This is a genomic window from Salinicola sp. 4072, from assembly GCF_036663415.1.
GTDB classification, from domain to species: Bacteria; Pseudomonadota; Gammaproteobacteria; order Pseudomonadales; family Halomonadaceae; genus Salinicola; species Salinicola salarius_A.
In genome coordinates, this window is the sequence record NZ_JAXOVV010000030.1 from 1 (window position 1) to 19,454 (window position 19,454).

The 19,454-nt window shown below is 64.4% G+C and carries 18 protein-coding genes, 1 pseudogene and 1 CRISPR repeat array; of the genes and pseudogenes, 2 read left to right on the forward strand and 17 right to left on the reverse strand.

Annotated features, from left to right (window positions below; genetic code table 11):
* Nucleotides 1–166: 166 nt before the first annotated feature.
* The 10 genes and pseudogenes from R3F72_RS16195 to R3F72_RS16240 all read right to left on the reverse strand — a co-directional run bounded on the left by R3F72_RS16195 (nucleotide 167) and on the right by R3F72_RS16240 (nucleotide 7,809).
* A complete protein-coding gene (locus tag R3F72_RS16195; protein ID WP_043337211.1) occupies nucleotides 167–475 on the reverse strand; it encodes an IS3 family transposase in 309 nt (102 codons plus the stop codon).
* A 220-nt stretch (nucleotides 476–695) separates the two neighbouring features.
* On the reverse strand, nucleotides 696–1,154 hold the full coding sequence (locus R3F72_RS16200; protein ID WP_043337196.1) for a hypothetical protein: 459 nt from the start codon (nucleotides 1,152–1,154) through the stop codon (nucleotides 696–698).
* A gap of 66 nt (nucleotides 1,155–1,220) precedes the next feature.
* Nucleotides 1,221–2,921 carry a DUF3141 domain-containing protein gene (locus tag R3F72_RS16205; protein ID WP_215824217.1) on the reverse strand — a complete coding sequence of 567 codons (1,701 nt, stop codon included), beginning with the start codon at nucleotides 2,919–2,921 and terminating at the stop codon, nucleotides 1,221–1,223.
* A gap of 49 nt (nucleotides 2,922–2,970) precedes the next feature.
* Nucleotides 2,971–3,177, reverse strand: a pseudogene (locus R3F72_RS16210) (hypothetical protein); the annotation flags it as partial.
* Nucleotides 3,178–3,261: 84 nt separating this feature from the next.
* Complete coding sequence (locus tag R3F72_RS16215; protein WP_087720110.1) at nucleotides 3,262–3,921, reverse strand: methyltransferase family protein; 660 nt, start codon at nucleotides 3,919–3,921, stop codon at nucleotides 3,262–3,264.
* Complete coding sequence (locus R3F72_RS16220; protein ID WP_052384922.1) at nucleotides 3,914–4,159, reverse strand: DUF2933 domain-containing protein; 246 nt, start codon at nucleotides 4,157–4,159, stop codon at nucleotides 3,914–3,916. Before R3F72_RS16220 ends, R3F72_RS16215 begins: the two co-directional genes overlap by 8 nt.
* Nucleotides 4,160–4,161: 2 nt before the next feature.
* On the reverse strand, nucleotides 4,162–6,570 hold the full coding sequence (locus R3F72_RS16225) for a copper-transporting P-type ATPase (protein WP_175090792.1): 2,409 nt from the start codon (nucleotides 6,568–6,570) through the stop codon (nucleotides 4,162–4,164).
* Nucleotides 6,571–6,670: 100 nt separating this feature from the next.
* A complete protein-coding gene (locus R3F72_RS16230) occupies nucleotides 6,671–6,925 on the reverse strand; it encodes an SHOCT domain-containing protein (protein ID WP_043337204.1) in 255 nt (84 codons plus the stop codon).
* A gap of 199 nt (nucleotides 6,926–7,124) precedes the next feature.
* A complete protein-coding gene (locus tag R3F72_RS16235) occupies nucleotides 7,125–7,463 on the reverse strand; it encodes a DUF5676 family membrane protein (protein ID WP_225347873.1) in 339 nt (112 codons plus the stop codon).
* A complete protein-coding gene (locus R3F72_RS16240; protein ID WP_052384923.1) occupies nucleotides 7,456–7,809 on the reverse strand; it encodes a YHS domain-containing protein in 354 nt (117 codons plus the stop codon). The genes R3F72_RS16235 and R3F72_RS16240 overlap by 8 nt, the downstream gene beginning before the upstream one ends.
* Before the next feature lie 830 nt (nucleotides 7,810–8,639).
* A CRISPR array of direct repeats spans nucleotides 8,640–10,109; the repeat unit is 28 nt; unit sequence GTTCGCTGCCGCCCAGGCAGCTCAGAAA.
* A gap of 533 nt (nucleotides 10,110–10,642) precedes the next feature.
* Between R3F72_RS16240 and ftsH the strand changes: the two genes are divergently transcribed.
* Both ftsH and R3F72_RS16250 read left to right on the forward strand, forming a co-directional pair.
* Entirely contained in the window at nucleotides 10,643–12,475 is a 1,833-nt protein-coding gene (ftsH, locus tag R3F72_RS16245; protein ID WP_087720109.1) for an ATP-dependent zinc metalloprotease FtsH, read from the forward strand.
* Between the two features lie 225 nt (nucleotides 12,476–12,700).
* Entirely contained in the window at nucleotides 12,701–13,639 is a 939-nt protein-coding gene (locus tag R3F72_RS16250) for a zinc metalloprotease HtpX (RefSeq protein WP_087720108.1), read from the forward strand.
* 95 nt (nucleotides 13,640–13,734) lie between these two features.
* Here the strand turns inward: R3F72_RS16250 and R3F72_RS16255 are convergent, their stop codons facing one another.
* From R3F72_RS16255 to R3F72_RS16285, 7 genes are all read right to left on the reverse strand, one after another.
* A complete protein-coding gene (locus tag R3F72_RS16255; protein ID WP_179208933.1) occupies nucleotides 13,735–13,911 on the reverse strand; it encodes a hypothetical protein in 177 nt (58 codons plus the stop codon).
* Between the two features lie 50 nt (nucleotides 13,912–13,961).
* Entirely contained in the window at nucleotides 13,962–14,165 is a 204-nt protein-coding gene (locus R3F72_RS16260; RefSeq protein ID WP_087720107.1) for a metallothionein, read from the reverse strand.
* A 109-nt stretch (nucleotides 14,166–14,274) separates the two neighbouring features.
* The gene (locus R3F72_RS16265; protein WP_087720106.1) at nucleotides 14,275–15,648 is read right to left on the reverse strand and encodes an alpha,alpha-trehalose-phosphate synthase (UDP-forming); all 1,374 of its coding nucleotides are present in this window, start codon (nucleotides 15,646–15,648) and stop codon (nucleotides 14,275–14,277) included.
* A complete protein-coding gene (locus R3F72_RS16270; RefSeq protein WP_332780186.1) occupies nucleotides 15,645–17,474 on the reverse strand; it encodes a glycoside hydrolase family 15 protein in 1,830 nt (609 codons plus the stop codon). The genes R3F72_RS16265 and R3F72_RS16270 overlap by 4 nt, the downstream gene beginning before the upstream one ends.
* A complete protein-coding gene (otsB, locus tag R3F72_RS16275; protein ID WP_087720105.1) occupies nucleotides 17,441–18,193 on the reverse strand; it encodes a trehalose-phosphatase in 753 nt (250 codons plus the stop codon). The genes R3F72_RS16270 and otsB overlap by 34 nt, the downstream gene beginning before the upstream one ends.
* Before the next feature lie 114 nt (nucleotides 18,194–18,307).
* Nucleotides 18,308–18,616, reverse strand: coding sequence for a hypothetical protein (locus R3F72_RS16280; protein ID WP_087720104.1), 309 nt, complete (start codon nucleotides 18,614–18,616; stop codon nucleotides 18,308–18,310).
* A 97-nt stretch (nucleotides 18,617–18,713) separates the two neighbouring features.
* A complete protein-coding gene (locus R3F72_RS16285) occupies nucleotides 18,714–19,340 on the reverse strand; it encodes an OmpW/AlkL family protein (RefSeq protein ID WP_087720103.1) in 627 nt (208 codons plus the stop codon).
* Nucleotides 19,341–19,454: the final 114 nt, after the last annotated feature.

A 19,454-nucleotide genomic window follows, 5' to 3' on the forward strand; every position in this document is an offset into this window, starting at 1 on the left:
GCAGAGCCGTTACTGACGGTATGCGCCTCGACAACCTGATCCAGCAGCTTCTGCTCAGTCTCACAAGGTCTTCTATCCCGACTACGCCAAGCCCGGTAGCTACTGCGATGCACCCCAAACACCTGACACAAGTGCTGCACCGCGTAGCTCTCTTCAAGTCGCTCGATTATCGAGAATTGCTCAGGGAGTCCGACATCAAGAGAGCGGTAGCCTTTTTTAATATTGCCTTCTCTTCTTCCACTCGCCGCAGCTTGCGCTTCAGTTCCTGGATCTCACGCTGTTCCGGCGTCAGAGCCTCACCTTTCAGCGGCGCCTTGCCTGCCCGCTCAGCGCGAAGCCTGCGAACCCAATACTCCATGGTGGATTTGCCAACCCCCATGGCCTCACACGCCGCCTTCAGCGTGTAGCCCTGGTCGACCACGAGCTGGGCCGCTTCCAAGCGAAATTCCGGGCTAAACGTTCTCTTCTTCGTCATCATCTGCACCTGATTGTCTCTGTGAGCCATCATACACTCAAAGTCAGGTGGCCAGATTCACTGTGCCACTACAATCGAGCGTCGCAAGGGCCACTGGCGTTGCCGTCTGGGTCATGTCACCTCCTGGGTGTTGGTTAATGTGCGCTGCACGTGCCGGGCGATCATCCGTTCTTCATTAGTGGCTACGACCTCTGCTTAGACGGCCCTGTAGCGTCGACATCTATAGATCCCGAGCCCGGTTGATCTGCTGGGACAGACGCATCGCCTCGTGTTCCTCCAGCTTCAAGAGCTCGCGAACGAGATCCCGAGCCTCGGGGATGTCGGCGCGTCCTTCCAGGTAGCGGTATAGCGCGATGACCTGATCGTGCAGCGAGAAGACTTCCCGGCTGATGTCTTCGAAGCCCATCTCGGCATAGGGCAAATTGCACGCCTGATGGGGTTTGATGGGCGCATGCGACAGATAATCGTAGACCCAGGTGTTTAGGGCCTTGGGGTCGGCCTGCTTCTCGAAGCTGGCCACGGTGTGCTCCAGGACCGCCTCGTGATCGGCGAGATACTCCAGCAGTGATTTGGCCCGTGCCTCCTCCTGCCGGGTGGCACAGTGCCTGAAGCACTCGGCCAACTGGGCATGCAGCTGGCGAGTCCAGTCGATCAGGTCATGAAAGGTCTCGATCTTCATTTATTGCTCTCCATTAGTGGGTTGCTCTATAGGTATTGGCTGTAAACCGGGTCGGCTTCGACTGGGTCACTCGTTCTCGCTCCACCATCCCCCGCCGTAGAGGCTGCGAAACCCCATCTCGTACATGCTGTCGCGGGTCGTGCCGGCAAGCTCCAGCGTCGAGGCGATAGAGTCGCTCAACAGCGTCTCCCATTGCCGATAGGGGGTGTCACTATCGATCGGCGCCGGTGCGGTCTCTACCATCTCGGCCAGCCACTTCACACCGGTCATCCAGGGGGAGAAGCGTTCCGAGTACATCAGCCGGCTGGTCCGCGCCGGATGCAGTTGACGCAGCACCTCGGCTGACCAGGGGGTGGTGTAAAACCGCACCCAGGGCCCGACGAAGGTCTCGTAGAGGGCCACATTGTGCTCGGAGAGCGCTCGCACCCCTTCGAACGCCGGGGCCTGGTCGGGAAAGTTCAGGTCTTCCACGCGGCGCTCCTCGAAGCGCACCTGGAACTGGGGCTTGTGACAGTCGGGGTCGCCGGTGGGGTTGTCGATGCGCATCTCGTAGAGGCCAGGGGCCAGGTCATTCAGATTGCCGACGCTCTCGAGGATCGCTCGGTGCTCGAGGCGCGCCACCTTGGAGGAGACGAAGATGCCCAGATGCCCGACGTGGGGATTGAGCAGGTAGACGATACGCTGGTCGGCGGCCTTGAGTGCCGCGGTATCGGGATAGACCGCGGGGATCCAGTTGAGCGCCTGATGGGGCGGGGTGATGTTGTCGCCGCCGGAGGCGAAGATCACCAGGGGGTTGCGGATGCGCTTGAGGTCGACGCTACAGCCGGGGCAGACCTCGAGCTCGCCACGCTCCAGCTTGTTGCCGACGAAAAGGTTCTCGACGATGGCAACGATCTCCTCTTTGCTCAGGCTATAGAAGCCCGTCCACCAGCGCTCGAACTCGAGGAAGCGTTCGCGCTGGCCGTCGATGTCGGCGAACAGCTGATAGTCCTTCTGCCACAGGGTATTCGCAGGCTTGAGGGCTTCGAAGTTGGTGGCGAGGTTCGCACCGTCGAAGCGCCCGTCTCCCAGGTCGGCCATCAGGTGCGTCAGCCAGGCACCGCCAAGCAGGCCGCCGGCGAGGCGCATGGGATTGACGCCGGATTCGCCGGACCAGTAGGAGAGCGGCGAGCCGTTCAGCACCGCCGGCCCGACCAGACCCTCGCAGTCGGCGGAGAGCAGCGCGATGGCCCAGCCCGCCTGGCAGTTACCGTAGAGCACCGGCGGCTGGCCGGGGTGGCGCTCGGCCAGCGTCTCGACGAAGCGGCGCAGGACGTGCAGCACGTCCTCCAGTGTCTGGCCGGGGACGGGCTCGGGGAAGAAGATCACGAAGTAGACCGGGTGTCCCTCGTGGAGCGCCATGCCCACCTCGGAGTCGCGCTTGAAGCCGCCGATGCCTGGGCCGTGGCCGGCACGCGGGTCGACGATCATCACTGGCGGCCTAGTCTCGTCGAGGCAGTCCTCCAGGCAGTCCTCGCCGACCCGGGTGATGCGCAGCAGGGCATAGTTGGCGGGGCGCGCCAGTCGACGGCCATCCACGAGCATCTCGTAATCGAAGTCGAGCAGTGGCGGCTTGCCCGCCTGCTCATGCTCGAGCATGTTGTCCGCGCGCTCACACAGCGTGTCCAGGTAGCGTACGCCGCGTCGCCACAGGTCGGTCTGATAGGCGAGTAGCTCCGTGGCCGGGTGGCTCGGGAGGGTGCCTTCTTCGGGCTCGGGTGCGGTCATCGGGGCGTCCATCTCTGGTGGGGCGGTGGGTTGGCGCTTGCGCGGGGTTTTATGAGCCGTGGGTGGCTTGGTGGTGGATGTTTTGGCGGTCATAGTGGATACCTCTCAGTGTCAGGATGTCGTGGGCGCCGATCTCGATCCGGGACTCGGACAGGAAGCGGTACGGCGGAACCTTCAGGTTGATCGGCGCCGGCACCGCCTTGAACACGCGTCCGGCGAAGTCGAACTGGGAGCCGTGGCAGGGGCAGAAGAAGCCCCGGGCGAGTCGTCGCTGACGACCACGATCGTGCCGACGAGAAAAACGTCTGCTTTTCATGACTGCACCTCTGGGATTTTGTCCTTACAGGCGCCAGCCACTCGTACTCGCCATCCGCAGGTGCGGAATGAAGCGTGGCGTGCGGGCCGCGTAGGTCTGCCATTTGTCGCCAAACTGGCGCGCTACGTCGCGCTCTTCGTGGATCGCCAGTCGTGAGTACATCCACACCAATACCGGGAACATGACCAGGGTCAGCAGGGTGGGCCACTGCAGCAGGAAGCCGGTCATCACCAGCACGAAGCCGGCGTACTGGGGATGCCGGACATGGGCATAGAGCCCGGTGGTGGCCAGTTCTCCCCGCCGCTGGGCGGTATAGAGTGACCGCCAGCCGGCGGCGATGAGCCAGAAACCCGCGGCGATGAACACCATGCTCAGCAGATGGAACGGCCCGAAATGCGGGTTGGCCTGCCAGCCGAACAGCATCTCCAGCAGGTGGCCCGCATCGTGGCTGAACCAGTCCACCTCCGGGTAGCGCGACTGCAGCCAGCCGGAGAGGAAGTAGAGGGTCAGCGGGAAGCCGTACATCTCCGTGAACAGCGCCACCAGGAAGGCGCTGAAGGCCCCGAACGAGCGCCAGTCGCGGCGCGTCTGCGGCTTGAAGAAGCTGAAGGCGAAGAAGATGAAGATCGCCGAGTTGAGAATGACCAGGCCCCACAGCCCATAGGCGGGTACGTCATCACTCATCGCGTCCTCCCTTGTGATCATCATGCCCGCCATGACCCCCGTGGCCTCCATGTCCGCCGTGCATGAACACATGCATTAGCGGACAGGCGAGCAGGATCAGCCAGGGCAGGGCACCGAGCAGGTGCACCTTGTGCTCCTCCCAGAGCAGGAAGCCCATCACCGCCAGGGCGATCGCCACCATGAGCCAGAAGCTGCCTTTGCTGGGTCCTCGCTCCAGCCACCCCTTTTCGTCATGCATGATCAAATCCTCACCCGGCGCAGGCGCAGCGAATTCATCACCACCGACAGCGAAGACGCGCTCATCGCGAAGGCGGCGAACATCGGCCCGATCAGGATGCCGAGGAACGGATAGAGGATCCCGGCGGCGATCGGTACGCCGGCCCCGTTGTAGACTAGGGCGAAGAACAGGTTCTGCTTGATGTTGCGCATGGTGGCCAGCGACAACTTGCGGGCCCGAACGATGCCGTCGAGGTTGCCCTTGACCAGCGTGAAGCCGGCGCTTTCGATCGCCACGTCGGCGCCGGTGCCCATGGCGATGCCCACATCGGCCTGGGCCAGGGCGGGAGCGTCGTTCACCCCGTCGCCCGCCATGGCCACCTTGCGGCCTTGTTCCTGCAATTCGCGGATGATGCGGGCCTTGTCCTCGGGCAGCACGTCGGCGCGGATCTCATCGATACCCAGTCGCCCGGCCACCGCCTTGGCCGTCCGCTCGTTGTCGCCGGTGGCCATGATGATGCGAAAGCCAAGTTTGTGCAGCGCCTTCAGGGCCTCGGGGGTGGTCTCCTTCACCGGGTCGGCGACGCTGACCAGGCCGGCGATCTGGCCATCGAGCACGACGAACATCACCGTTTCGCCTTCATCGCGGCGGGCGTTCGCGGTCTCGGAGATCCGGCCGCCATCGAGGCCCAGTTCGGCCATCAGCTTGGCGTTGCCGAGGGCCACCGACTGGCCGTCCACGACCCCCTTGACGCCCATGCCGGTCACGGCTTCGAAATCGGTGGCATCGGCGAGGGATACGCCACGTTCTTCGGCGCCGGCGACGATGGCCTCGGCCAGTGGGTGTTCCGAGCCACGTTCGAGGCTGGCCGCCAGGCGCAATACCTCGGCCTCGTCATGCCCTTCCTCGGGCAGCACCGCCACCAGCTTCGGCTTGCCTTCGGTCAGGGTGCCGGTCTTGTCGACCATCAGCGTATCGACCTTGGCGAAGCCTTCCAGCGCCTCGGCATTCTTGATCAGTACGCCGGCCTGCGCGCCGCGTCCGGTGGCCGTCATGATCGACATCGGCGTGGCCAGCCCCAGTGCACAGGGGCAGGCGATGATCAGCACCGCCACCGCCGAGACCAGCGCATAGGACAGCGCCGGCGCCGGCCCCCAGATCGCCCAGGCGATGAAGGAGAGGATGGCGACGCCGATCACCGCGGGCACGAACTTGCCCGCCACCTTGTCGGCGAATTTCTGGATCGGTGCGCGGCTGCGCTGGGCGGCAGCCACCATCTCGACGATCTGGCTGAGCATGGTGTCGGCGCCGATGCGGGTGGCCTCCATGACCAGGCTGCCGGTGCCGTTGATCGTGGCCCCGGTGACCTTGTCGTCTTTGACCTTTTCCACCGGCACCGGCTCGCCCGAGATCATCGACTCGTCGATCGAGGAGCGGCCCTCGACCACCACGCCGTCCACCGGCACCTTGTCGCCGGGGCGCACCCGCAGGTGGTCGCCCACCTGCACGTCTTCCAGCGCGACCTCTTCTTCGCTGCCGTCGGGCCGGATCACCCGCGCGGTCTTGGCGGCCATGTCCATCAGCGCGCGGATCGCCTTGCCGGTGCCTTCACGGGCGCGCAACTCCATCACCTGACCCAGCAGTACCAGGGTGACGATCACCGCCGCGGCCTCGAAATAGACGCCGACGGTGCCGTCTTCCCGGCGAAAGCCGTCGGGGAAGACGCCCGGCACCAGCACCGCCACGATGCTGAACAGATAGGCCGCGCCGACCCCCATGCCGATCAGGCTGAACATGTTGAGGTTCATGGTGCGGAAGGAGTTGTAGCCGCGCACGAAGAACGGCCAGCCCGACCACAGGATCACCGGCGTGCTGAGCACCAGCTCGATCCACATCGCGTTGCGTTCACCGAAGAAGTCGCGAATGGCCCCGAGGCCCAGGTAGGGGCTCATCGTCAGAATCAGGACCGGAAGCGTGAGCACGGCCGCGACCCAGAAGCGTCGGGTAAAATCGACCAGCTCGGGATTCGGCCCTTCATCGCCGACCGCCGCCGATTCCAGCTCCAGACCCATACCGCACAGGGGGCAGGCACCGGGAGTGGTTTGGCGCACCTCGGGGTGCATCGGGCAGGTGTAGACGGCGCCGGCATGCCCGGCCGGCACCTTGTCGTACTTGCCGCCGTGGGCCGGCGCGGAGGCCCCATGACCATGCCCGTCATGCGTCTGCGAGTCGTCGCTTCCCACGGGCACGAGGTGCATGCCGCACTTGGGGCAGTCACCCGGCTGGTCGGAGACGACCTCCGGGTGCATCGGGCAGGTGTATTGGGCGCCACCCTGGCTGCCGGCGGCGTGTTGGTCCGTATCGCCGCTGCCTAGTGTCGGTGCCTCGTGCGAGGCATGCCCGTGACAATGGTCGTGTTGGTGTTGCGTCATGGAATCGTCTCCGTCGCTTCCGCGTCTTGATTCAACCTCGTGGCCCTATCTCGATAGGGTCGAAACTAATAGTGCCGTATCCAATAATCAGGAGGTGCGATCAAAGCAGAAGATCGCGCTTGCGTTGCTCGTACTCCTCGCGGTCGATTTCTCCCCGGGCGTAGCGTTCTTGAAGAAGGTCCAGGGCCGTTGGCCGCCGTTGAGAAAATGGCTCGCCCCGGCCTCGGGTCAGGCCACGCACCAGGAGAACGGCCAAGGCAATGACGATGCCCCAGAACAACACCATCATGAGCCCGCCGAAGAGCATATGCCCCCAGCCGTAACTCCCCATATACGCCATCATGTCGCCCCACATGGTCGGATCTCCTTTTCTTGTTACTTACTTTGCCCTGACGTCAGGCTAAAGCCTGCGGGTAACCCAAGGGTCAAGAGAAGGTAGATGAAAGTAGGCGGCTCTTGATCCCGGACAGTTTCCGACCTCTTCAGTGGAATGGAATCAACGCCGCACGCATGCGTTGAGGCCTTCGGTATTGAGTGATGGATTCGTTCATGGCCTACGCTCCGCTGTGTCGGTTGAGGCGTGTGACAAAGAAGTTGTATAGCGGGCCGAAGACCAGGGCGATGTACCAGCCGTAGCCGAAACTTTCGACCAGCCCCAGGAAGAAGCTTGACCAGCTGAGCCAAGTGAAGCCTGGCAACAAGCGCAGCCAGCTCTTATACATCGCCTGGTCGGGAAACAGCAGATCGAAGCCGACGCAAAGGATGAAGGTTACGGCCAGGAACAGCCCCAGGCTCATCCCGAGTGCGATCATGGGAATCCGCGGCGTTGCCTGAACCGGCAAGCGAGTTCCTGAACGGGGCTTGGCTGTCAACGGAGCATTGGCATCAGGCATCTTTGTTCTCCGGTTGGAGGGGCGAGGCCGTTGCACCAGGGACGAGATACTGTTCGGGCGCGGCCTCGAAGCGCTCCCGGCAGTCACGAGAGCAGAAGTAAAAGACGTGGCCATCGTGGACGCTTGGCTTGGCCCCTTTCGTTCTGACGGTCTTGCCGCAGACGGGGTCGACGTCCTCGGCTGGCGGAATCCACTCCAGCCCTTCAGTTGCACGTTGATTCCCTGGGCTATCGTTGTCGTGTTTGGTCCTGCCATGGCTGTGCCCCATGACGTGGGCGCCACAGCCGAACCGCATCATCAAGAAGAGGATTGCTGCCCAAAGCAGGAAGTAAAACAGTGCGTCCATAAAGTCTTCCTCGTGACGTCCGCTAAGCCGTACCCGATACCGAGCACTCGGGTGTGGTTGCGAATGTGCATGCACTTCTCATGGTGGGAAGAGTCTCTGCACACACAGCGGCCACTCCGGCAGTTGCCTGGATCAATGTGGGGCGGGCACGGGTTTTCTCCCACGCGGCCACGGCTGGAAGCGCGAGATGGAGATACGAGGTCGACTTAGACTCTGTAGCGTTGGGTCAAAAGGTAGACAGGAACCGAGGAGGGTGAGGGAGGGGCACTTGGCGAGCCGCTGGCGGTGACAACCCGGGGCGCTATGGCCGGGGCCGTCATGCTCAAGGGAAGGGGCTCGAGCTCCAAGTCCTGGCGCTCCAGGCGCAACAGGGCGCTGCCGACATTACGAGTGCCATGGCCATGGTGGCATCGCGGTTGAGGATAGTCTGCGTTGATGAACTCGGTGTTCGAGTGCGTATCTGCGTGAGGCTCAACGCCAACCTGGCCAGACTCAGTAGAGGAGGGAGCATCTGCCGAGGAGGGGTCATCTGCCATTGTGGCGGCGCTAGAGAGCAGTAGCACCATGCCCAGCAGGATGACCAGACCAAAGCGATGCCAGGCGGTGGCAGACCGCGAGGATTGCTTAGGAAATGACGTGTGCCTGGCCATGCGGCAGGGCTCCTGCAGAGTGATGTATATCTTAACCTAGCGCAGATTCGAACCTTGTCCATTGACACGGATCAAGACGGAGCTTGCCGTAAGCTGCAGCGGCCTCATTGAAGTGGTGACCTGGGCGAATGGCTGGGCAGCTCAGAAACGGCTGCAGGATGCCCTCGGGAACAGCGATGTGTTCGCTGCCGCCCAGGCAGCTCAGAAATGCTCGGCATCAAGAAAGGCGTCATTGTCGATGTTCGCTGCCGCCCAGGCAGCTCAGAAATAGATTGTCGATAGGCGAAAGGTTGGTTTGCAGTGCGCTGCCGCCCAGGCAGCTCAGAAATGCTGGCCGCGCTCGAGATCCACCGCGAGATTGTTCGCTGCCGCCCAGGCAGCTCAGAAATCATCGACGCTTCGCGGAAGTCCCGCAAAGCAGGTTCGCTGCCGCCCAGGCAGCTCAGAAATTGGACGTTGGCGCGGAACGTGTCGCCGTCATGTTCGCTGCCGCCCAGGCAGCTCAGAAAAGCCCGCCGCCGGCGATCTCGCGGTCGGTCGAGTTCGCTGCCGCCCAGGCAGCTCAGAAAGAGACGCGGATCGACGCCATGCGTCAGGCTTAGTTCGCTGCCGCCCAGGCAGCTCAGAAAAGCTGCGCGTAGTCGTTCCAGTCGGTCGGACCGTTCGCTGCCGCCCAGGCAGCTCAGAAAATTCTTTGCGACGCCGACGCCAACGACTCAGTGTTCGCTGCCGCCCAGGCAGCTCAGAAATGCTGGCCGCGCTCGAGATCCACCGCGAGATTGTTCGCTGCCGCCCAGGCAGCTCAGAAATCATCGACGCTTCGCGGAAGTCCCGCAAAGCAGGTTCGCTGCCGCCCAGGCAGCTCAGAAATTGGACGTTGGCGCGGAACGTGTCGCCGTCATGTTCGCTGCCGCCCAGGCAGCTCAGAAAAGAAACACTTACCGCTCCATAAAGTTTTTCGGGTTCGCTGCCGCCCAGGCAGCTCAGAAATTCTCGACCCCGTCGACGACGAACGCCGGGTGGTTCGCTGCCGCCCAGGCAGCTCAGAAAGGCCGGCAAGGGTAGGAGTCGGGCAGTAAAATGTTCGCTGCCGCCCAGGCAGCTCAGAAAAGCGCCTTGGACGCCGCAATGAACTCGCGCATGTTCGCTGCCGCCCAGGCAGCTCAGAAATCGTCGTACACCCGCTCGAAGCCATCGCGAGCGTTCGCTGCCGCCCAGGCAGCTCAGAAAGGAGGCGCGACAGTCCCCGGGAAGCCCTTGACGTTCGCTGCCGCCCAGGCAGCTCAGAAACAGGTGCTCGACGGCGGCGACAACCAGGCGATGTTCGCTGCCGCCCAGGCAGCTCAGAAAGAGATGATCGAGAACCAGATGAACCGGGACACGTTCGCTGCCGCCCAGGCAGCTCAGAAAGATCGAAGCACCGTGTTCGCTACCCGATCCGCGTTCGCTGCCGCCCAGGCAGCTCAGAAACAGGGTGTGTCGTAGATGACCGAGCGCACGAAGTTCGCTGCCGCCCAGGCAGCTCAGAAATGCCGGCGCGCGATGCACTACTGGATATTGAAGTTCGCTGCCGCCCAGGCAGCTCAGAAACGAACGGTCTGCTCGACGTTGAGCACGGCGCGGTTCGCTGCCGCCCAGGCAGCTCAGAAAATGACAAGCGTGGCCATGGGGGCTCGGTCGGCCCGCCCAGATAGAACCATCGACCATTTTCGTCAGAGAAGCTCCGGCGGAGTCGTGCCTCGCATCCGAACACGAACCTATCAAGGCGCTGGAACCAGTGCTTTGTGAGTGGCTCCACATGATCACGAGTGACTCCTGTGGGGCACCTTGGGGGAAGCAGGAACAAGCCGGATAAACGGTGATCCATACAGCAATATAGCCCGTGTTTTGTCTATCAGTTTTGGGTGTTTCCTGCCCAAGGCTACTCGTCTGGCTCGGTCGCCGGTGGCTACCGGAACCGATCGGCGGCTTGCGCAACGCTATGGAAGAGGGCAGGATCGGGAAAGGCTCCTGTAGCCTTGACTGAATTGGCTCGGGCCCACATATATCGTATGCCTCGACGTGGAGAGATCATGCGAGGCGTGTCTTGAGCGCACGCTGTGCCGGCAGGGCAGCGTGTAAGGATGTGGCTTCTGGCCGGAAGGGAAGGGGAAAGACTAGCGGCAAGGGCGGAGGGCGAAAAGGTGGAGAAGAAGACCGAATTCAATCTCTGGTACTGGGTGCTGGCTTTCGTCGCGGTGATCGTTATCCAGGATATCATCGCCGGTTCACGGGACGTGGTGCCGATCAGTTACAGTCAATTCGAGTCCTACCTCGAAGACGGCAGGATACGGGCGGTCGCCGTGGGTAGCGACACGATCACTGGTACCTTCGACACGCCGGTCGATGGCCACAGCCAGTTCGTTACCACCATCGTGGACCCCGCGATCCTCGACCGGCTCGATGCGGCCGACGTCGAGATCACCGGTGTGCCAAGACACACCTGGGTCGGGACGATCCTGTCGTGGGTCGTGCCGGCCTTTGTCTTCTTTGCGGTGTGGATGCTGCTGTTTCGCAAGTTCGCCGAAAAGCAGGGGTTCGGCGGTTTCATGCAGGTCGGCAAGAGTCGCGCCAAGGTCTACATGGAGAAGGAAACCGGCGTGACCTTCGACGACGTCGCCGGAGTCGACGAGGCCAAGGGCGAACTGGAGGAGGTCGTGGACTTCCTGCGCAACCCCGAGGAGTATGGAAAGCTCGGCGCCCGAGTGCCGAAGGGCGTGCTGCTGGTCGGCCCCCCGGGCACCGGCAAGACTTTGCTCGCCCGCGCCGTGGCCGGGCAGGCGGGCGTCACGTTTCTGTCGATCTCGGGCTCGGAGTTCGTCGAAATGTTCGTGGGCGTCGGTGCGGCGCGCGTTCGCGATCTCTTCGAGCAGGCCCGCAAGAATGCCCCCGCGATCATCTTCATCGACGAGCTCGACGCCTTGGGCCGTGCACGCAATTCGGGCCAGCATGCCGGCGGCAATGACGAGCGGGAACAGACGCTGAACCAGCTCCTGACCGAGCTGGACGGTTTCGACCCGACATCGGGGATTGTGCTGCTGGCCGCGACCAACAGGCCTGAGGTGCTTGATCCTGCGCTGTTGCGGGCGGGTCGCTTCGATCGGCAGGTGCTGGTGGACAAGCCCGACAAGGCGGGGCGGATCGCGATTCTGACCGTGCACATGAAGAAGGTGACGCTTGCGCCTGATGTCGACGCGGAGAAGGTGGCGGCCCTGACCCCCGGCTTCTCGGGGGCGGATCTCGCGAACCTCGTCAACGAGGCCGCCCTGCTCGCCACCCGGCGCCGGGCAGAGGCCGTGACCATGGCCGATTTCAACAACGCGGTCGAGCGCATCGTCGCGGGGCTGGAGAAACGCAACCGTGTCCTCAATCCGCGCGAGCGCGAGATCGTGGCGCATCATGAGATGGGGCATGCGCTGGTCGCGATGGCGGTGCCGGGCGTGGATCCGGTGCACAAGGTCTCCATCATCCCGCGAGGCATCGGTGCGCTCGGCTACACGATCCAGCGCCCGACGGAGGACCGTTTCCTGATGGCCCGCGAGGAACTCGAGAACAAGATCGCGGTGCTGCTGGGTGGACGGGCGGCCGAGAAGATCATCTATGGTCACCTCTCCACCGGTGCGGCCGACGACCTGGTGAAGGCTACCGATATCGCCCGCGCCATGGTGGCCCGCTACGGCATGGATGAGGAGCTCGGCCATGTCAGCTACGACACGGATCGCCCCGGCTTTCTAGGCACGGGCGATCAGACCTCGTGGTTGAACCGCCGTTACAGCGAGGCGACGGCCGAGAGGATGGATGCGGCGGTGAAGGCGATTATCGACAAAGTCTTCGCGCGTACTGTGGCGATTCTCGAAGCCAACCGGGCGCTGCTGGAAGAGACGGCTCGCGAACTGCTCGATCGCGAAACACTCGATGAGCCTGATCTTGCCGCCGTCGCGGAGAAGGTCCGTGTGCCCGAGGTCGCGGCTGCCTGAACGGTTCTGGCCAGTTCCCGGTCAGGATCGAGATAGAGGCGAATAATGGCAACCGGCACCGGTATGGTTGCCACGCCTACCTGTCGGCTTTTGCGTGCAGCTTCCGTCGACGCCGAATACCGGGGCATGAGGTTCGGCGACTCGGTGGCCGCCAGGTAGCGTGCCCTGACTCTGCGTGCTGGAAAGGAATGGCGTTTTCCATGCGGCTATGGCGAGAAACTAAGGATGACCCCCACTCGACGGCATCGCGTATATAACTTCTTGCACTCTGCCCTGTTGATCGGCGGTATGGGGCTGATCGTCTGGGCCGTGGTCGGGATGATGGCGGGGCCCGCGCTGACGTTTTTGATCGTCGCGGGCGCGATGTTGGGTCTCGTCCTGACCCCGGCGCTGCCGAGGCGTCTGCTGTTGTCGTCCTATAAGGCGCGACGGCTCAGCGGCAGGGAGTTTCCCGAAGGCATTGTCATGATGGCGGATCTGGCGCGCAGGGCCGGATTACCGCGAGTGCCGGAACTCTATTACGTGCCCAGCCGCCTGCCCAACGCCTTTGCGGTCGGCGCGCCCGAAGAGAGTGCGGTATGCGTCACCGATGGGCTTCTGCGACTGCTGGACCGGCGGGAGCTGCAGGGGGTTCTGGCCCATGAGGTCGCGCATATTTCACACCGTGACCTGTGGATCATGGGGCTTGCCGATGCCATGTCGCGGATCGTCTCCCTGGCCTCCTGGATCGGTCAGCTGATTCTGTTGCTGAATCTGCCGCTGTTCCTGACCGGAGCCGCTTATCTGCCCTGGCACATACTGCTGTTACTGGCCTTCTCGCCGCTTCTGATGGCGCTTCTGCAGCTGGCCTTGTCGCGTAGCCGGGAGTACGACGCCGACCGGGCGGCGGCGGAGCTGACCGGGGACCCCGCCGGGCTGGCCAGGGCGCTGCTCAAGCTCGAGCGTCGCGTCGGGCGCTTTTGGGAAGAGATGTTTCTGCCCGGACGACGCATTCCCGAACCGTCACTGCTGCGCACGCATCCCCCAACGGAGGACCGGGTGGCACGGTTGCGGTCGCTGCCACAGCGAAGCAGGCCGGCAGATCCCGCGCACGACGTGCTGTCGGTGCCGCCGGCATCGAATCCGGGTGTCCCCCGCTTCCGGGGCTTTGGTCATTACTGGTGATCGACGAAGGGTGTGAAAAGCCGGCACGCGACTGACATCGCTGGGGCCGGGGTGGGGATCAGACAGCCCGCCGGTGGCGGGCCGTGGTGGATGGCTCAGTGCTCCGCGTTTTCGAACCGCTCGGCGGCACGCAGCGCCTCGTCCTGCGTGTCGTGCTCGGAAACGACATTCTCGTTGTCGGGCTGGCTCTCGTCGATCACGATCCAGCCGGTGACCTTCTCGTTCATGGCGCGGGCGGTGAATACCGGTTCCACACGGGCTTGTTTCTGCATGATCGCTCCTTGCCTTGAGGATGCTGGCTCGAGGATTTCCGGTGTCCGGATCAGAGGCCTTCGCGGGGCAACTCGCCGGAAGCGGGACGGTTGAGCTCGGTGCAGGGACACGCTTCGTGGATGCAGGGCATGCCATCGGGATGACCGGCCGCACAGGCCGAGCAACAGAAGGCCTGCCCTTCGCTCATGGCACTTTGCTCGCTGGTGACTTCGTGTTCGCAGCCCACGCAGGCGCAGGTTCCCAGGTCGGCCATCGCTGTCTCCTGTTCGGCGGATTCGTTAGTCAAGGTAGAAAGCGTGGCTCGCTTTGCCAACTCCCCCGGAGCGCCCCTTGCCAGCGTGGCAAGGGGCTCGGCCAGCCGATCAGTCAGGCTTGTGGGCAAGGTCGTCGATGAAGCGCTGACGCCATGCCAGCAGGCTGTTGCGACGCAGCACCTCGAGCATCTGGCGGTGGCGGTGACGGCGTTCGTCGAGCGGCATGTTGAGGGCGCGCTCGATGGCGCTGGTAATGTCATGCACGTCGTAGGGGTTGACCAGCAGCGCACCGCTGAGTTCGCGGGCGGCGCCGGCCAGTTCGCTGAGCACCAGCACGCCGGGGTCGGCCGGGTCCTGGGCGGCGACGAACTCCTTGCAGACCAGGTTCATGCCGTCGCGCAGCGGTGTCACCAGGCCGACCCGTGCGGCACGGAACAGCCCCATCAGGTCGCCGTGGGCGTAGGTCTGATTGAGGTAGTGTACCGGCAGCCAGTCGATGTCGGCATAGGTCCCGTTGATGTGTCCGGCCAGCCCCTCGAGCTGGCGACGGAGCTCGTCGTACTCGGGGATCTCGCTGCGCGAAGGGCTGGCGATCTGCATGAAGATGGTACGCTGGCGGCGATGCTTGAAGTGAGTGAGCAGCGTCTCGATGGCGTTGAAGCGCTGGACAAGGCCCTTGGAGTAGTCGAGCCGGTCGGCGCCGATGATCAGGTCGCGCTTGCCGAGGTCGGCCTGGAACTGGCGGGCCGGATCCTCGGCGATGGCGCTTTCCGCTTCGGCGATCGCTTCATCGACCTCGATGCCCACCGGGTAGACCCCGGTGCGCATACGGCGCCCCTGGCACTCGACGATGTCGCCGTCGATGCGGGCGCCGAAGGTCTCGACCAGGGCGGCGTGGAAGGCGTGGAGGTCGTTTTCGGTCTGGAAACCGACCAGGTCGTAATACAGCAGATCCTCGAGCAGTTCGCGATGGCAGGGCAGCGCGCGCAGCAGGTCGTAGCTGGGAAAGGGGATATGCAGGAAGAAACCCAGTGGCGCCCGGACACCGCGCTGGCGTAACTCCTTGCCCAGCGGTAGCAGATGGTAGTCGTGGACCCAGATCAGTTCGCCACCCTGAAGCAACGGGGTCAGGGCGTCGGCGAAGCGGGCGTTGACTCGCGTGTAGGCCTTCAGGTAGTCGAGCCGGAAGTCCATGGCACCGAGGTTGAAGTGGAAGACCGGCCACAGCACCTCGTTGGCGAAGCCCAGATAGTAGTCATCGTAGTCGTCCTTGGAGAGCGACAGCGTCGCGTAATCGACGTTGTCCCGGGTGACCACGCCGGGATGGTTCGAGGGTACCTGCTTGATGCGGCCGTCCCAGCCGAACCATAGCCCGCCGTGCTCGCTGAGCGCGCCGGTGATGGCCACCGCCAGGCCCCCGGCCTGGGGCTTGCCGGCCTCGGGGATCGATACACGGTTGGAAACCACTACCAGGCGTGTCATACGGCTTCCTCCCAGCTGCGGCTCAGATGCAGCGCCGAGTTGATCAGTCCGACCATGCTGTAGGTCTGCGGGAAGTTGCCCCACAGCTCGTTGCTGGTGGTGTCGAGATCCTCGGACAGCAACCCCTGGGCGTTGCGGCACTCGAGCATGTTCTCGAACAGGCGGCGCGCCTCGTCACGGCGGCCGATCGCCCAGAGCGCGTCGATGTACCAGAAGGTGCAGATGTTGAAGGCATTCTCGGGGTGTCCGAAGTCGTCGGCGGCGGCGTAACGGAACAGGTGATCGCCGCGGCGCAGCTCGGCCTCGATGGCGCCGACCGTGCTGATGAAGCGCGGGTCGTCGGCGGCGAGGAAGTCGAGCTCGTGCATCAGCAGCAGGCTGGCATCCATGGTGTCGCCGCCGAAGCTCTCGGTGAACGCCTGGCGCGACTCGCTCCAAGCCTCCCGGCAGATCACGTCATGCATGCGGTCGGCCTGATGGCGCCAGCGGGTCGCGTCCTCGTCGAGCCCGAGCTGTGCCGCGATGCGGGCGAGCCGGTCGCAGGCGGCCCAGCACATGATCGCCGAGTAGGTGTGCACCCGGGCGCGGCCGCGATATTCCCAGATGCCGGCGTCGGGCTTGTCGAACAGCCGTGCGGCCTGCTCGCCGAGAATCGACAGGCGGCGGAACAGTGCCTCGTCGCCGGGGCGTGCCAGGCGCTCGTCGAAGAATGCCTGGTTGGCGGCCAGCACCACGGCGCCATAGACGTCGTGCTGTACCTGATGGTAGGCGGCGTTGCCGACCCGTACCGGCCCCATGCCGCGGTAGCCGGCGAGTCCGCTGACCTCGTACTCCTCGATGCGTGCCTCGCCGCCGATCCCGTAGAGCGGTTGCAGCTCGTGCTCGGCGGCGCCGACCACCAGGTTGATGATGTAGTTGAGGTAATTCTCCATGGTCGCGGTGGCGCCCAGGCGGTTGAGGGCATGGACCACGAAGTAGGCGTCGCGCAGCCAGCAGTAGCGATAGTCCCAGTTGCGCTGGGTATCGGCGGCCTCGGGGATCGAGGTGGTCATCGCGGCGATCACCGCGCCGGTATCCTCGAAGGTGCTGAGCTTGAGGGTGGTGGCGGCGCGGATCACCGCGCTCTGCCACTCGAAGGGGATGGCCAGGCCGCGCGCCCATTCCTGCCAATAGATGGTGGTCTGGGTCTCGAAGCGCTGGCACATGGCGGTGACGGACTCGGTGACGCTCTCGTCGGGGCCGAGTGCGAAGTTGAGCTCGCCCTCGAGGACGATCGGCGACTCCTGCAGCACGTGGGTGATCGAGGCGTCGGTGGTCAGCCGGGTCACCCGGCCCTGGCCGATGTAACGGATGTGATGGCTGCCGTGGGTGGTCTCGGGGGTGCGTTCGCCGTAGGCGGTGGTCGGACGCAACCGGATGCGAATCACCGGCGTGCCGGCCAGGCACTGCACGCGGCGTATCAGGGCTTCGGGACGGAAGGTCCGGTCGTAGAGGCGAAAGCGCGGGCAGAAGTCGGTAATGCGGATACGGCCGCCGAACTTGTCGGTGAGCTCGGTGCACAGGATGGCGGTGTTGCGCTGGTAGTACTGGCGGCTGGCGACCTGGTCCTGCAGTTCGATGGCGAAGTAGCCGCGGTCGGTGGTGTCCATCAGGCGCGAGAAGAAGGGGTCGCCATCGAAGCGGGGCAGGCAACACCAGACGATCCGGCCATCGGCATCGATCAGGGCGCCGATCTGGCAGTTGCCGATGAGGCCGAGTTCCAGGGAGGGGGATCGCGAGTCGGTCGACGCGCTCAGGTCGAACGGGATGGCAGACTCTCCAACCATGTCAGTACCTCCTGTACCGATTCCAGATAATAGGTTGCGACGGTCTCGCTTCCGCCGCCGACGCGCACGCTGAGCCCGTCACGAGCGTTGACCTCGCGAAAGGCGTCCTCGTCGGTGACGTCGTCGCCGACGAACACCGGGCGGCGGCCACGGAAGACCGGATCGTCGAGCAGCCGCTCGACCGCCGTGCCCTTGTGCACGCCGGCTGGACGCAGTTCGATGACGTACTTGCCGGCGATGGTCTCGAAGGTCTCGCCTAGGGTGTCCCGCCACTCGTCCATGAACCGGCGGCAGGCCTCGGCGCGATCGGGCGCGCCACGGTAGTGAAGGGCCAGCGAGACGCGCTTGTCCTCGTAGTGCAGGCCGGTGTGTTCGGCGACGAAGGTGGCCAGGGCGTCGCGGCAGGCGGCCAATCGTTCGGGGCGCTCGATGGCGCTGTGGTAGGCGCCTTTGGCGTCGCGCCACTCCAGCCCGTGAACGCCGGCCAGGGGCAGGGTGAGCGGGGCGAGCAGGCGCTCGAGCTCGGCGACCGGACGGCCGCTGACGATCGCCACGGCGCCGTCGAGCTCGCGATCGAGCGTGGCGATCAGGTGGCGCAGCGGCGCCGAGACGGTGGTGTCGCGGGGATGGTCGACGAGTGGCACCAGGGTGCCATCGAAGTCGAGGAACAATGCCCAGTCGTGGCGCGGCGGGGGAGGCGGTGGCGTGGAATCGGGCATCGTCTCGTCGCTGGCGTCTCGTTGGTGGCTCGCGGAACGAAGAAGCGGCACCGGCCGGCGCCGCGTCTTTCATCATACCCTTTGGCAGGGGGCTGGCAAGGGGGCTGGCCGGGTTCAGGTATCCCGGTCGGGGGCGGGCGGCTGGAAGGCGCGCTTGTCGTCGGGCAGGCGCACCCGGTCGCCGAGAGATAGGTCGCCGAGGGTCTTCAGTCGCTCGCCGCTGGCCGGGTCGATCAGCGCGACCACCTCGCCGATGCTGGTGGCATCGCGATAGGCCTCGACCCGGATACGCACCGTTGCACCACGATAGCGGCCGGTGAGTATGCTGCCGGGATGGGGTTCACCGTAGTCGTTGGGGTCCTTGGCATAGTGGGCGGAGACGCTGGTGTCGCCCGGTGCGTCCCATTCGATGTGCTTGTGCATCGCGATTCCTTTGCGGGCAGCGGGTTTGCCTTCACAGCGTAGCGCGTGCGGCGGGCGACGCCTACAGGCGGGCTGGCCGTGCCGCCCGCCGGGGCGCTCAGAAGCGATAGCTGAGCCCGCCCATGACCACCACCGGGTCGATCTCGACGTCGGCGTCGTAGTCGGTGCCGGCGACCGTGGCGGTGGCGTCGCTGTCGATATCGAGATACCAGGCGGCGGCGTTGAGCGCCCAGTGGTCATTGATCAGCAGGTCGACACCGACCTGGGCGGCGGCCCCCCAGGAGTCGTCGAGGTCGAGGCTGCCGACGTCGAGCTCCTCGTCGGAGAAGTGGGTGTAGTTGATGCCGGCGCCGACGTAGGGCTGAACGCGGGCATCGCTGCCGCCCAGCGGGTAGTACTGCAGCGTCAGGGTCGGCGGCAGGTGCTTGGTGGAGGCCAGGTTGTCGCCGTTCAGCGCGATATCGTGCTTGAAGGGCTCGGCGGCCAGCAGCTCGATGCCGAGCTTGTCGGTGAAGCGGTAGCCGAGGGTGAAGGCGAAGCCGCTGTCGTCACCGACGTCGACATCCATGTTCAGGTCGTCGAATTCACCGTTGTCGCTCTTGGGCTCGACCTTGGCGACGCCGAAGCGGGTGAACAGGTCGCCCTGGCCATAAGCGAGCGCAGACGCGCTGGACACCAGGCCGGTGGCGAGCAGGGCGGCGGAAAGCAGGATAGAAGAACGCATCTCGAAATCTCCCGGGCTGTGGTGAGTCCTATGCCGCGCGACGAAGCGCATCGGCATGGGAAAGCGTGCTCACGATAGCGTCACGGGCGGGCCGGGAATTTGCTCCAGGACAAG

Bases quoted from the DNA above. Each gene is read 5' to 3' on its own strand.
- R3F72_RS16205 (WP_215824217.1), bottom strand. From the start codon at position 2,921: ATGACCGCACCCGAGCCCGAAGAAGGCACCCTCCCGAGCCACCCGGCC.
- R3F72_RS16195 (WP_043337211.1), bottom strand. From the start codon at position 475: ATGACGAAGAAGAGAACGTTTAGCCCGGAATTTCGCTTGGAAGCGGCC.
- otsB (WP_087720105.1), bottom strand. From the start codon at position 18,193: ATGCCCGATTCCACGCCACCGCCTCCCCCGCCGCGCCACGACTGGGCA.
- R3F72_RS16235 (WP_225347873.1), bottom strand. From the start codon at position 7,463: ATGCCTGATGCCAATGCTCCGTTGACAGCCAAGCCCCGTTCAGGAACT.
- R3F72_RS16270 (WP_332780186.1), bottom strand. From the start codon at position 17,474: ATGGTTGGAGAGTCTGCCATCCCGTTCGACCTGAGCGCGTCGACCGAC.
- R3F72_RS16260 (WP_087720107.1), bottom strand. From the start codon at position 14,165: ATGGCCGACCTGGGAACCTGCGCCTGCGTGGGCTGCGAACACGAAGTC.
- R3F72_RS16220 (WP_052384922.1), bottom strand. From the start codon at position 4,159: ATGCATGACGAAAAGGGGTGGCTGGAGCGAGGACCCAGCAAAGGCAGC.
- R3F72_RS16230 (WP_043337204.1), bottom strand. From the start codon at position 6,925: ATGTGGGGCGACATGATGGCGTATATGGGGAGTTACGGCTGGGGGCAT.
- R3F72_RS16255 (WP_179208933.1), bottom strand. From the start codon at position 13,911: ATGCAGAAACAAGCCCGTGTGGAACCGGTATTCACCGCCCGCGCCATG.
- R3F72_RS16280 (WP_087720104.1), bottom strand. From the start codon at position 18,616: ATGCACAAGCACATCGAATGGGACGCACCGGGCGACACCAGCGTCTCC.
- R3F72_RS16265 (WP_087720106.1), bottom strand. From the start codon at position 15,648: ATGACACGCCTGGTAGTGGTTTCCAACCGTGTATCGATCCCCGAGGCC.
- R3F72_RS16240 (WP_052384923.1), bottom strand. From the start codon at position 7,809: ATGGACGCACTGTTTTACTTCCTGCTTTGGGCAGCAATCCTCTTCTTG.
- R3F72_RS16250 (WP_087720108.1), top strand. From the start codon at position 12,701: ATGACCCCCACTCGACGGCATCGCGTATATAACTTCTTGCACTCTGCC.
- R3F72_RS16225 (WP_175090792.1), bottom strand. From the start codon at position 6,570: ATGACGCAACACCAACACGACCATTGTCACGGGCATGCCTCGCACGAG.
- R3F72_RS16200 (WP_043337196.1), bottom strand. From the start codon at position 1,154: ATGAAGATCGAGACCTTTCATGACCTGATCGACTGGACTCGCCAGCTG.
- R3F72_RS16285 (WP_087720103.1), bottom strand. From the start codon at position 19,340: ATGCGTTCTTCTATCCTGCTTTCCGCCGCCCTGCTCGCCACCGGCCTG.
- R3F72_RS16215 (WP_087720110.1), bottom strand. From the start codon at position 3,921: ATGAGTGATGACGTACCCGCCTATGGGCTGTGGGGCCTGGTCATTCTC.